Below are 12,925 nucleotides of genomic sequence, written 5' to 3'. Positions count from 1 at the left end.
GGGGGCGGCGGTGCGATCTCGCTCGGTGGATCAGTCGCCGACGGACCTGTCCCGGATGGACTTACCCGGACCGGTAGCGGACGTGGACTGGTCGCTGGTGCTCCCACCCATCGGGGTGCTCAGGCCACCGGTCGTCGCGTCGCCGGTCGTCGTCGGGGCGACCTTGCCCCGGTGCCGTTCCGGCTGCCGGGCCACCCGGCGCACGCTCGCCGGGCCTGCGGTGCCACCGGTGGTGGTCACCGCGCCCTGCCCTCCGACGGGGCCGCCGTCGCGCAGCACGGTCGGGTCGACCGGCTGGTGCGCCGGATCGTACGGGTCCTCCTCCTGGATGATCCGTTCCACGTCCGTGCGGGGCAGCGTCACCTCTTCGACGGCGCCCTTGCCGTACACGCCCCCGGCGATCCGGTCCTCGGCCTCGCGGGCGGCGTCCTGCCGCATGTCGTCCTCACGCACGTCCATCACCTCGCAGAAGCTGTGGAACCGACTGCGTGCCCGGCCACCGGCCGGCCAAACCCGGCGGGACCGGGAGGGTGGTCCACGGCGGTTCACCGTCGCGCCGCCCGCAGGCCGCCTGCCCGCCGCCGGAGATGTCCATGCTGTCCAGCGACCGGTGGGAGATGCCCGCCGACAGGAGGGAATGACAGCGTGCGCACAGTACGCCGTACCGCAGTCGCGGCCCTGGTGGCCGCGACGGTGACGACCGGGCTCGCGGTGCCCGCCCAGGCGAAGCCGCGACCGGACCGGACATTCGACGTGCAGGCCCACCGGGGCGGCCTCGGGCTGCGGGTGGAGAACACCCTCGCCTCCTTCGGCAACGCCCTCCAGCTCGGGGTGAGCACCCTCGAACTGGACGTGCAGATCACCGAGGACGGTCAGGGCGTCGTCACCCACGACCGGAAGATCAGTGGCGCCAAATGCGTCGACACCACTCCGGTGACGCCCGGCGACCCGGAGTTCCCGTACGTCGGGAAGTACGTCAACACGCTCACCCTGGCCCAGGTGCGTTCACTCGACTGTGGCTCGAAGACGCTGTCGGACAAGCCGGGCCAGCTCGCCGTCCCGGATGCCCGGATGCCGTTGCTGCGTGAGGTTTTCGCCCTGGTCGACCGCTACCGGGCGAAGGACGTGAAACTCAACGTCGAGACCAAGGTGGAGGCCGGTGCGCCGACCGAGACCGCGCCTCGGGAGCAGTTCGTCCGCGTCACCGCGGCCGAGGTCCGTGCGGCCGGGCTGCTCAAGCAGGTCACCATCCAGAGCTTCGACTGGGGCGCGCTGATGCGCATGCGCCAGGTCGAGCCGAAGCTGCCGCTGGTGGCCCTGACCAACTACGACTTCCTGCAGACCGGTCAGCCGGGCGCCTCGCCGTGGCTCGGCGGACTGGACATCGACGACTTCGGCGGCGACCCGATCCGGGCCATCCGCAGCTTCGGCGCCAGCGCCTTCTCACCGGTGCACGGCTTCCCGCAGAACGGCACGGTCACCGACCCCGGCTACAAGCCGTACGTCACCAGGGCAATGGTCGCCGAGGCGCACCGCTACGGCATCAAGGTGATCCCGTGGACGGTCGACGACGTGCCGACCATGGCCAAGCTGATCGACGACGGCGTGGACGGCATCATCACCGACTACCCGGACCGGCTACGGGGTCTGCTGGCGCAGCGTGGCTACCGGCTGCCGAAGGCGTACGCGGCGCCGTTCGACATCCAGGCGCACCGCGGCGGTCGCGCCACCCGGCCGGAGAACACCCTGCCGGCGTTCGCGAACGCGTTGGCCAACCGGGCCATCTCCACGCTGGAACTGGACACCGGCGTGACCGCCGACGGCAAGCTCGTGGTGCTGCACGATCGCACCGTCAACGGGTCGCACTGCGTGGACACCGCCCCGGCGCGCCCCGGTGACCGTAAATTCCCGTACGTGGGCAAGCCGGTGCACGAGCTGACCCTGGCGCAGCTCAAGACCGTGGACTGCGGCACGAAGACGCTGCCCGAGATGCCCGCACAGGTGCCCGCGCCGGGTGCCCGGATCCCGACCCTCGACGAGGTCTTCGCCTTGGTGAAGGCAAGTGGCCGCGGCGACATCGGGATGAACATCGAAACGAAGATCAGCCCGGTGGTGAACGACACCGAGCCGTACCGCAGCTTCACCCGCAAGCTGGTCGACGCGATCCAGCGTGCCGGCTTCACCAACCGGGCCACCATCCAGTCGTTCGACTGGCGCACCATCACGTACGCCCGGCAGCTCGACCGGCGGATCGGCACGGTCGGCCTGGTCTGGCAGTACGGCCCGGCCGAGTGCGCGACCCTCGCCGACGAGTGCTCGCTCCAGGCCGCGTACGGGAACCCGTCGGTGAAGAGCCCGTGGACCGGTGGACTGGACTGGTGGAAGTACCAGGACCTGGGCAAGCTGACCCGGGCCGCGGGTGCCGGCACGGTGTCCGCCAACTGGCAGGTGCACGACCCGAAGCAGGGCACCGTCGCATCGGCCGACTGGTACCTGCGGGAGAACCCGGCGTACTTCCACGGACCGGACGTCCGGACCCTGCAGACGCGCTACGACCTGAAGGTGATCCCGTACACCGTCGATGACGCGACGGTGATGCAGCGGGTCATCGACCTCGGCGTCGACGGCATCATCACCGACGACCCCGACCTCCTGGTGAGCGTCGCGATCCGCAACGGCCTGCGCTGACACACGCTGACCACCCGATCGCCGGCCGGATTTTCCGGCCGGCGATCGGTGTTACCTGCTGCCGGGCCTCGGGTAGTCGGGGGGTGTCCCCGCCGTGCAAGCGAACCCTGCCGTGGCCGAAACGCGGTAGCGGGGCGAGGGAATGCAGGTACGCCTCATCGCATCCTGAGGAGGACCAGATGAGCACGCAGGCTGCTTCCACCCGGCCGATGAACCGGCCTATGAACGACCCGCAGAACCCCGCCGCGATGCGCGACACGCAGCAGATGCCGACCATGCACGACGGCCACCGGGAACAGATGCCGTCGCCAGGTACGGAGACCAAGCAGGCGTTCCTGACGACGGAATTCTGGGTCTACGCCGCCGCGGTCGCGCTCGTCGTGATCTCCGCGTTCTGGAAGGGCACCACCGCCAACGGGTTGAACATCAACAACCCGAACCAGGCGTGGTGGTTCCTGACCATCCTGACGGGCGGTTACCTGGTCAGCCGTGGTCTGTCGAAGGCCGGCTCCGCACGCCGGTCCGGCAGGGAGCGGAGCTCGCGGGGGCGCTGACGCCCTATGAGCGAGACGGTGGCCTCCGGGAGAATCTCCCGGAGGCCACCGTCGCGTATGGACGACTACTCTTCGAAACCGCCGAAGTCCTCACCGGCGTCGCCCTCGAAGGCGTCTTCGAGCATCTCGCCGGCGATCATGCCGCCAGCGACGCCGAGCGCGGCACCGGCCACCATGCCGCCCATTCCGGGCCCACGGCGTTGACCATGCCCGTGGCTGGGGCCGTACTGCGAGCGCAGGCTGCCGTAGCGGGACGTGGTCTCGCGCAGCCAACCGTCGACGACCTGCGCCCAGTCCACCCGGTCCGCGTCGGTGTGCGCCACCTGGTAGCGCCCAAACGTGTCGTGCCCGGAGCTGAGGAACCCACCGCGCTTGTCGCACTCCAGGATGACCTCGACGCCGCGCTGGCTGGTCACGAAGGTCAGCTCGACCTCACTGATCGTGCTTGAGTATCGCGGCGAGGCGAAGAACTCGATCTCCTGATAGAACGGCAGCGTCTGCTGGACCCCCCGGATGTGACCGCGCTCCAGGTCCGCGTGCTTGAACTGGAAACCGAGCTGCTGGAACGCCTCAAGGATCCGCTCGTGCACCGGCAGCGGGTGAACCGCCACCTGGTCCAGGTCGCTCTTGTCGACCGCGCGGGCGATCGCCAGTTCGGTGCGCAGGCCCATCGTCATGCCGCGCAGGCGCTGGCCGTACACATCGGTGATCGGGGTTTCCCACGGCACCGGCAGCTGGAACGGGATCGACAGCTGCTGCTTCGGGGCGAGCTGGAGCGGGCCGCTGACCACCATGCGGTGGAACTCCATCGTGCCCGCGTACTCGGTGTCGTGTCCTTCGATTTCCACCCGGGTGACCAGGCCGATCACCACCTGCTCGATGGCTGCCTCAGCGTCGCCACCGATAAGGTTGACCTGCCCGTCGAGGGTCAGGCCGGGCCGGGTGTTGGGGTTGGTCAGCACGGTGTCCACGCTGGGACCGCCCACACCGAACGCGCTCAACATCTTCTTGAAGACCATCGGAACTCCTGTGCGACGCCGACCGCTCCAGGTTGGAGTCGGACGTTGACTCGACGGGACCCTATCCAGCACCCCTGTGAGGTGGCTGTGAGGCACGCACGGTCGCTGCGCCTGATCGACTCCGTTTCGCCGATGCGGCGGTGTCCTCGTGGCGGGATACGGCGATGTAGCCGATACGGAGTCGATCACCGCGGACCAGGGCTTACACCGGGCGGGGTGGGTCAGACGGGCTCGACGACGACCAACTCGCCTACCTGTTCGCCGATCGTGGTACGCGCCTCGGTCGGCAGCCCGACGTCGGTGATCAGCATGTCGGCCGCCTCCAGCGGGGCGATGGTGGCGATGCCGGTGGTCTCCCACTTGGTGTGGTCGGCGAGCACCACGAGCCGACGGGCCGCGCCGATGAGGCACCGGTTGACCCCGGCCTCCAGCAGGTTCGGTGTGGTGAACCCAGTCCGTGGGCTGAGGCCGTGCACCCCGAGGAAGAGCAGGTCGACGTTGAGGGCACTGATCGCCGCCTCGGCCACCGGCCCGGTCAACGCGTCCGACGGGGTGCGGATGCCACCGGTCAACACGACCGTCTGGTCGGCGCGCGGGTTCTGGTAGAGCGCGTCGGCCACCGGGATCGAGTTGGTCACCACGGTCAGACCGCGTACGTCGGAGAGCAGCGTGGCCAGCGCGGCGGTGGTGGTGCCGGCGGAGAGCGCGATGGCCATCCCCGGCTCCACCATCCTCGCCGCCCGCTCGGCGATGGCCCGCTTCTCCGCCTGCTGGCGGATCGACTTCGCGGCGAAGCCGGGTTCCTCGGCGGAACCCGGCCCGGCGAGCGTCGCTCCGCCGTGCACCTTGTCGACCAGGCCACGCTCGGCCAGCACCTCCAGGTCACGCCGGATCGTCATGTCGGACACGCCGAATCGGCTGACGAGTTGACTCACCCGTACGCCGCCGCGTTGGCGGATCAGATCGAGGATGGCGGTCTGCCGCTGCTGGGCGAGCATCTGGGGAACCTCCTTCGCACCGCGACTGTCGTCAGAATCAGGTCCGATCCTCACGGACGACCGCCACCTCACCGGCCGGCAGCATCAGCTCACCGACGCATCGCGCCCCGGTCAACAGCTCGACGCCGTGTGCCGGGAGCCGCACCTCGGCCTCGGTGTGGTTGATCGCGAACAGCCAGGTCCGTTCGCCGTCGCGTCGTCGTACCACCTCCACTCCGGACAGCGTCGGCGCCGCCGGGCGGACGCCGGCCTCGGCGACGAGCCGAGCGACCAGCCGATCGGTGGCCGGCTCGTCCAGTCGGGTGCCGACGTACCAGGCGGCACCGTCTCCGACCCGGTGCCGGGTCAGCGCCGGCACACCCGGCAAGGGCCCATCGGTGTACGACGCCAGCACCTCGGCGCCGGCGGGGTGCAGCCACTCGGTCCACACGTCGGCGGTGCTGCCGTCGTCCAGCCGCACCTGCTCGCCCTCACGCAGCGGGAAGAACTCCTCGGTCCGTACGCCGAGCAGCTCCCGGAACGCGCCCGGGTAGCCGCCCAGCCGGATGTGGTCATTGGCGTCCACGATGCCGCTGAAGTAGGTGACCGCAGCGGTGCCACCGGCCTCGACGTACCGGCGCAGCGCGTCGACGTCGGCGTCCCGGACCAGGTAGAGGGTCGGCGCCAGGACCAGCCGGTAGCCGCTGAGGTCGGCCGACGGGTGGACGATGTCGGCGGTCACGCCGGCCCGCCAGAGCGAGCCGTACAGGGCGTTCAGCCGGTCGGCGTAGGTGACGTCGACGCTGGGGTGCGAATCCAACTCGACGCCCCACCAGGCTTCCCAGTCGAACAGGATCGCCACCTCGGCGTCCACCCGACTGCCGCGTACCTCGGCCAACGCCTTGAGGTCCGCGCCGAGCTGGCAGACCTCGCGGAACACCTTGGTGTCCGGTCCGGCGTGCGGCACCAGGGCGGAGTGGAACTTCTCGGCGCCGGCCCGGGACGCGCGCCACTGGAAGAACAGCACCCCGTCGGCGCCGCGGGCCACGTGCGCCAGGCTGTTGCGGCGCAGCTGGCCGGGCAGCTTGGCCACGTTGCGCGGCTGCCAGTTCACCGCGCTGGTGGAGTGCTCCATGAGCAGCCACGGATCGCCACCGGCGACGCCCCGGGTGTGGTCGGCGGCGAGCGCCAGCCCGAGATGCGACTGCGGGTCGGCGGCGGTCAGGTAGTGGTCGTTGGACACGAGGTCCACGTCGTCGGCCCAGGAGTGGTAGTCCATGTGCTTCACGCCCATGCCGATCATGAAGTTGGTGGTCACCGGCTGGCGGACCAACTGGGCGAGCACGGCCCGTTCGGCACGCAACTGGGCGCGCTGCTCGTCTGAGGAGAAGCGCAGGAAGTCGAGCTGCTGTGTGGGGTTGGCGAAGGTCGGCGCGGTGCGCGGCGGGTTGATCTCGGCCCAGTCGCCGTAGCGCTGGCTCCAGAACGCGGTGCCCCAGGCGTCGTTGAGCCCATCCAGGTCGCCGTAGCGCTCGCGCAGCCAGTGTCGGAACGCCTGCGCGCTGACGTCGCAGTAGCAGTGCACGTTGTGGCAGCCCAGCTCGTTGGAGACGTGCCACATCACCACGGCGGGGTGCTCCGCGTACCGGCCGGCAATCGTCCGCACCAGCTCCAACGACCGCTCGCGGAACACCGGGGAGCTGGGGCAGTACGCCTGTCGGCCGCCCGGCCAGAGGATCGCGCCATCGGCCCGACGGGGCAACGTCTCCGGGTGTGCCCGAGCCAGCCAGGGCGGCGGGCTGGCGGTGGCGGTGGCCAGGTCGACCTGGATGCCGCCGTCGTGCAGCAGATCCAGCACCCGGTCCAGCCAGCCGAACTCGAACCGGCCGGGAGTGGGCTCCAGCAGGGCCCACGAGAAGATGCCGACGGAGACGAGGTTGACCCCGGCCCGGCGCATCAGCTCGACGTCCTCGGACCAGGTGTGCTCGGGCCACTGTTCGGGGTTGTAGTCGCCGCCGAAATAGATGCCGTCACCGTGCCATCGCCGCATGAGAGCTGAGGGTGCTCCTGGCAGGACACGAAAGTCAACAGGTTCCAACATCGATTTCTTTCCAACGTTTACCTCGTAACGGCCATATCACGACTGGGTTACCGGAGGCGAACTGCCCTCTTGACAGCGCTCCCCGGACGGGTAGCTTGAGGCCCCAATGGCCGTTCGTGTTCGTCAATGTGGATTCTCGGTGGATCCCAATGTGTGATCACGGCGCCGGGCCTGCCTTCACCACCCCCTGACGACCCTGGGCGTAGCACCTCTTCATCCGCAGGAGGCACAGATGTCCCGTCCCCAATCCCAAGCCGAGTACCTGGCTCGGCTCGTACCGTCATCCGTTGCCGGCATCAACCGACGCTCGCTGCTCGCCGGCGCCGCCGGCACGGGCGCGCTGCTCGGTACCGGACTGCTCGCCGGTTGCGGCGACGACTCCGGCTCCGGCGGGTCCACGAAGGACGTCTCGCTCGGCTCGAACCAGTCCGACCCGAAGCCGAAGGACGTCATCGCCAAGGTCGCGGACGGGTTCAAGACCTCGTCCGGCGTCCAGGTCGCGGTGAACACGGTCGACCACAACACGTTCCAGGAGAACATCAACAACTACCTGCAGGGCAAGCCCGACGACGTGTTCACCTGGTTCGCCGGCTACCGGATGCGCTTCTTCGCCCAGAAGGGCCTGGCCAGCGACATCAGCGACGTGTGGGGCAAGCTCTCCGGCTACTCCGATGCCTTCAAGAAGGCGTCCACCGGCGACGACGGCAAGCAGTACTTCGTCCCGGCGACGTACTACCCGTGGGCGGTCTTCTACCGCAAGTCGGTCTGGCAGCAGTACGGCTACCAGACGCCGAAGACCATCACCGAGTTCACCAACCTCGGCGCGCAGATGAAGAGGGACGGCCTGACCCCGATCGCGTTCGCCGACAAGGACGGCTGGCCGGCGATGGGCACCTTCGACATCCTCAACCTGCGGATCAACGGATACCAGTTCCACATCGACCTGATGGCCGGCAAAGAGGCCTGGACCTCCGACAAGGTCAAGAAGGTCTTCGACACCTGGGCCGGCCTGCTCCCCCTGCACCAGCCGGACAGCCTCGGCCGCACCTGGCAGGAGGCCGCACAGTCGTTGCAGCAGAAGAAGAGCGGCATGTACCTGCTCGGTCTCTTCGTCGGCCAGCAGTTCAGCAACGAGGAGCAGAACGACCTCGACTTCTTCACCTTCCCGGAGATCGACCCGGCCATCGGCGCCAAGGCCCTGGACGCCCCGATCGACGGCTACATGATGGCCCGCAAGCCCAAGAACGAGGACAACGCCCGGAAGCTGCTGGAATACCTCGGCAGCAAGGACGCCGCGAACATCACGGTCAAGAACGACCCGGCCACCCTCGTCGCCAACACCGGCGCGGACGTCAGCGGCTACACCGCGCTGCAGAAGAAGGCGGCCGAACTGGTCGGGTCGGCCACCGAGATCGCCCAGTTCCTCGACCGGGACACCCGGCCGGACTTCGCCTCCACGGTGATCATCCCGGCGCTCCAGCAGTTCATCAAGGACCCCAAGGACATCGGCGGGCTCACCTCGTCCATCGAGAACCAGAAGAAGTCGATCTTCACTGACTGACGGCGGAAGGGGAAGGACATCGTGTCCGACCTGCCCCTGATCCAAGCGGATCGCGCCGTGCCGCCGCCGGCCACGACCACCTCCACGGGTGGTCGTCGCCGGCGGCTACGGCTCCTGTCCCGCACCGACCGCGTGGTCATCACGCTGATGGTGCTCGTCCCGCTGCTGCTCGTCACCGGGTTCGTCTGGCTGCCGGCGGCGGCCACCGTGCTGCTCTCCGGCACCAACTGGGACGGCATCGGCCCACTCAACGAGATCGAGTTCGTCGGCGCGCGCAACTACAGCGACGTGGTGAACATCTACCCGCCGTTCGTGCCGGCGGTCCAGCACAACCTGCTCTGGCTGGCGGCACTGTTCGTGATCGCCACCCCGTTCGGCATGTTCCTGGCAGTCCTGCTCGACAAGGAGCTGCGCGGCAGCCGCTTCTACCAGACCGCCCTCTACCTGCCGGTGGTGCTCTCGCTGGCCCTGATCGGCTTCGTCTGGCAGCTGCTCTACTCCCGCGACCAGGGTCTGATCAACGCGGTGTTCGGCAGCAACATCGACTGGTACGGAGACTCGAGCGTCAACATCTGGGCGGTCATGGTCGCTTCCGGATGGCGGCACGTCGGCTACATCATGCTGCTCTACCTGGCCGGGCTGAAGGGCGTCGACCCGTCGCTGCGGGAGGCCGCGGCGGTCGACGGCGCCTCGGAGAGCCGAACCTTCTTCCGGGTCGTTTTCCCGGTGCTGCGGCCGATCAACATCATCGTGCTCGTGGTGACGGTGATCGAGTCGCTGCGCGCGTTCGACCTGGTCTGGGTGGTCAACAAGGGCCGCAACGGGTTGGAGCTGATCTCCGCGCTGGTCACCCAGAACGTGGTGGGTGAGGCGAGCCGGATCGGGTTCGGCTCGGCACTGGCGACGATCATGCTGATCGTCTCGCTGGTCTTCATCACCATCTACCTGGCGACCGTGATGAGGGAGAACCGGGAATGAGCACCGCGACCAGCACCCGGCGTACCGAGGGCGGACCCGACGCGCCGACGCGCCGACGCAAGATGACCCCGCTGCGGATGCTGCTGCACGGCTTCCTGATCGTCGTCTCGCTGATCTGGCTCTTCCCGATCGCCTGGGCGGTCCTGACCTCGCTGCGCTCGTACGACTACACCGCCGCCAACGGCTACGTCTCGTTCGGCGGCTGGACCTTCGACAACTACGTCACCGCCTGGCGGACGGCGGAGTTCGGCCAACACTTCCTCAACTCGGTGTACATCACCGTGCCGGCGGTGCTGCTGACCCTCTTCCTCGCCTCCTGCGTGGCGTTCGTCATCGCGCGGTTCAGCTGGAAGCTCAACCTCGTGCTGCTCGGGGTGTTCACGGCGGCCAACCTGCTGCCCCAGCAGGCGCTGCTCATCCCGCTGTTCCGGCTGTTCACCGAGGTGCCGCTGCCGGAGTTCATGAGCGACTCGGAGCTGCTCTACGACAGCTACTGGGGGCTGATCCTGATCAACGTCGCCTTCCAGTGTGGATTCTGTGTCTTCGTGCTCAGCAACTACATGAAGGCGCTGCCCCGCGACCTGTACGAGGCGGCGATGGTCGACGGGGCGAGCATCTGGCGGCAGTACTGGCAGGTCACCATGCCGCTGTGCCGGCCGGCCCTGGCCGCGCTGGCGACTCTGGAGGTGACCTGGATCTACAACGAGTTCTTCTGGGCCACCGTCCTGATGCGGACCGGCGACAAGTTCCCGGTCACCAGCTCGCTCAACAACCTGCGCGGCGAGTTCTTCACCGACAACAACCTGGTCTCGGCGGGCAGTGTGCTCGTCGCGATCCCCACCCTGGTGATCTTCTTTATGCTCCAGCGGCACTTCGTCCGGGGCCTGACCTTGGGAGCCTCAAAGGGATGACGATCCTGCACCTGCGCCGCGCGCGGACCAGCCTGGTGCTCGACGCGCGCGGCCCACGGCTGCCCCGGGTCGCGCACTGGGGCGGCGACGTCGGCGACCTCGACGACGACGGCCTGCGCCAGCTCGTCGACGCGACCGTACCGCCGGTGGTGCCGAGCAGCTTCGACGAGCCGACCGTGCTGTCGCTGCTGCCGGAGCCGAGCGCTGGCTGGAGCGGTAGGCCGGGGCTGGCCGGGCACCGCGACGGACGGGACTGGTCCACCTCCTTCCGCCTCGACGGACTGGACGTGGACGACGGCGGCTCCGACGCGGCGCGGCTGACCGTGCGGGCGTCGGACCCCGCCGCCGGTCTGGCCCTGACCATCGAGATCGTGCTGGACCCGCACGGCCTGCTGACCATCCGCCACCGGCTGCGCAACGACGGCGACAGCGCGTACGAGCTGCGGGAGCTGACCCCCGTGCTGCCGGTGCCGGCGGTCGCCACCGAGTTGCTCGACCTGACCGGCCGGTGGTGCCGGGAACGGTTCCCGCAGCGGCACCCGTGGCAGCAGGGAAGCTGGGTCCGCGAGGGCCGGCACGGGCGCACCGGGCACGACGCCACCCTGCTGCTTGTGGCGGGCACCGCCGGCTTCGGCTTCGGCCACGGCGAGGTCTGGGCGGTGCACACCGCGTGGAGCGGCGACCACGTCACCTTCGCCGAGCGTCGACCCACCGGCGAGTCGACCCTCGGCGGCGGCGAGCTGCTGGCCCCCGGCGAGATCCGGCTCGGGCACGGCGAGTCGTACGACACTCCCCTGCTCTACGCGGTCTGGTCCGACGCCGGTCTCGACGGGCTCAGCGACGTGTTGCACACCCATCTACGGGCCCGGCCCGGGCACCCGCGCTCGCCCCGCCCGGTGACCCTCAACGTCTGGGAGGCGGTCTACTTCGACCACGACCTGGACCGCCTGCGGGCGCTCGCCGACCGGGCCGCGCAGATCGGCGTGGAGCGGTTCGTGCTCGACGACGGTTGGTTCCGGGGCCGGCGCGACGACACCGCCGGTCTCGGCGACTGGTACGTCGACGAGAGCGTCTGGCCGGACGGCCTGCAACCGCTCATCGACCACGTGACCGGCCGGGGCCTGGAGTTCGGCCTCTGGGTCGAGCCGGAGATGGTCAACCCCGACTCCGATCTGTTCCGCGCGCACCCCGACTGGCTGCTGGCCGTACCGGGACGACTGCCACCGGCCTGGCGCAACCAGCAGGTGCTCGACCTGGGCCGCCCGGAGGCGTACGAGTATCTACTGGAACGCCTCGACGCGCTGCTCACCGACCATCCCGGCATCAGGTACCTCAAGTGGGACCAGAACCGGGACCTCACCGAGGCCGGGCATCACGGCCGGCCCGGGGTGCACGGGCAGACCCTGGCGGTCTACCGGCTCCTCGACGAGCTGCGCCGCTGGCACCCCGGCGTGGAGATCGAAAGTTGCGCGTCCGGCGGCGCCCGGGTGGATCTGGCCATCCTGGCCCGCACCGACCGGGTCTGGGCCAGCGACTGCAACGACGCCCTGGAACGGCTCAGCATCCAGCGCTGGACCGGGTTGCTGCTGCCACCGGAGCTGGTCGGCACGCACATCGGCCCGGAACGCTCGCACACCACCAACCGCGTACACGACCTGGGCTTCCGGGCGGCCACCGCGCTTTTTGGCCACCACGGCATCGAGTGGGACATCGCGTCGATCAGCACCGCGGAGCAGACCGAGCTGGCCGCCTGGGTGGCGCTGCACAAGCGGCTCCGTCCGCTGCTGCACGCCGGCCGGGTGGTCCGGGTCGACCACCCGGACCCGGCCGTCTGGGCGCACGGCGTGGTCGCCCATGACCACAACCGAGCGGTGTACGCGGTGGCGCGGCTGGCCACCTCGGTGACGCAGACCCCGGGCGCGGTACGACTGCCCGGCCTGGACCTGCGCCGGCGTTACCGGGTACGGCCGGTGTCGGGCGTACCCGCCCCGGCCACCATCGACCGGTCCGCGCCCGCCTGGCTGGCGCACGGTGTCACCCTCAGCGGGGCGGCGCTGGCCCGGGTGGGTGTGCAGCTGCCCGCGTTGCACCCGGAGCAGAGCCTGGTGCTGGAGGTCGACGCCGTCGACTGAAAAG

General features: G+C 69.4%; 10 protein-coding genes. 6 read left to right on the top strand and 4 right to left on the bottom strand.

Translation table 11 applies throughout. The features are described from left to right. Positions 1–30: 30 nt before the first annotated feature. Complete coding sequence (locus ABZS37_RS09370; protein ID WP_355167201.1) at positions 31–453, bottom strand: hypothetical protein; 423 nt, start codon at positions 451–453, stop codon at positions 31–33. A gap of 192 nt (positions 454–645) precedes the next feature. On the opposite strand from ABZS37_RS09370, the gene ABZS37_RS09365 reads away from it, so the two are divergent. Further along, positions 646–2,688, top strand: a complete 2,043-nt coding sequence (locus ABZS37_RS09365) for a glycerophosphodiester phosphodiesterase family protein (protein WP_355167199.1) — start codon at positions 646–648, stop codon at positions 2,686–2,688. Positions 2,689–2,867: 179 nt separating this feature from the next. Further along, the gene (locus ABZS37_RS09360; protein ID WP_355167197.1) at positions 2,868–3,242 is read left to right on the top strand and encodes a hypothetical protein; all 375 of its coding nucleotides are present in this window, start codon (positions 2,868–2,870) and stop codon (positions 3,240–3,242) included. 65 nt (positions 3,243–3,307) lie between these two features. On the opposite strand, the gene ABZS37_RS09355 is transcribed toward ABZS37_RS09360, so the two are convergent. The 3 genes from ABZS37_RS09355 to ABZS37_RS09345 all read right to left on the bottom strand — a co-directional run bounded on the left by ABZS37_RS09355 (position 3,308) and on the right by ABZS37_RS09345 (position 7,288). Continuing rightward, a complete protein-coding gene (locus ABZS37_RS09355; RefSeq protein ID WP_355167195.1) occupies positions 3,308–4,261 on the bottom strand; it encodes a sporulation protein in 954 nt (317 codons plus the stop codon). Positions 4,262–4,482: 221 nt separating this feature from the next. Continuing rightward, positions 4,483–5,259 carry a DeoR/GlpR family DNA-binding transcription regulator gene (locus ABZS37_RS09350; RefSeq protein WP_355167193.1) on the bottom strand — a complete coding sequence of 259 codons (777 nt, stop codon included), beginning with the start codon at positions 5,257–5,259 and terminating at the stop codon, positions 4,483–4,485. A 37-nt stretch (positions 5,260–5,296) separates the two neighbouring features. After that, entirely contained in the window at positions 5,297–7,288 is a 1,992-nt protein-coding gene (locus ABZS37_RS09345; RefSeq protein ID WP_355167191.1) for a beta-galactosidase, read from the bottom strand. Positions 7,289–7,571: 283 nt separating this feature from the next. Here ABZS37_RS09345 and ABZS37_RS09340 point away from each other — a divergent pair, with 283 nt between their 5' ends. Genes ABZS37_RS09340 through ABZS37_RS09325 form a run of 4 tightly spaced genes read left to right on the top strand, consistent with a single transcriptional unit; the run spans position 7,572 to position 12,921 of the window. Continuing rightward, positions 7,572–8,900, top strand: a complete 1,329-nt coding sequence (locus ABZS37_RS09340) for an ABC transporter substrate-binding protein (protein ID WP_355167189.1) — start codon at positions 7,572–7,574, stop codon at positions 8,898–8,900. A 21-nt stretch (positions 8,901–8,921) separates the two neighbouring features. Next, positions 8,922–9,878 carry a sugar ABC transporter permease gene (locus ABZS37_RS09335; protein WP_355167187.1) on the top strand — a complete coding sequence of 319 codons (957 nt, stop codon included), beginning with the start codon at positions 8,922–8,924 and terminating at the stop codon, positions 9,876–9,878. Then, positions 9,875–10,789, top strand: a complete 915-nt coding sequence (locus tag ABZS37_RS09330) for a carbohydrate ABC transporter permease (protein WP_355167185.1) — start codon at positions 9,875–9,877, stop codon at positions 10,787–10,789. Before ABZS37_RS09335 ends, ABZS37_RS09330 begins: the two co-directional genes overlap by 4 nt. Further along, positions 10,786–12,921 carry an alpha-galactosidase gene (locus ABZS37_RS09325; protein WP_355167183.1) on the top strand — a complete coding sequence of 712 codons (2,136 nt, stop codon included), beginning with the start codon at positions 10,786–10,788 and terminating at the stop codon, positions 12,919–12,921. Before ABZS37_RS09330 ends, ABZS37_RS09325 begins: the two co-directional genes overlap by 4 nt. The last annotated feature ends 4 nt before the right edge of the window (positions 12,922–12,925 follow it).

The organism is Micromonospora sp. NPDC005413 (assembly GCF_040606435.1).
GTDB lineage: Bacteria > Actinomycetota > Actinomycetes > Mycobacteriales > Micromonosporaceae > Micromonospora.
The sequence above is the reverse complement of the archived record's forward strand: the minus strand, read 5'-3'. Positions and strand labels throughout refer to the sequence as shown.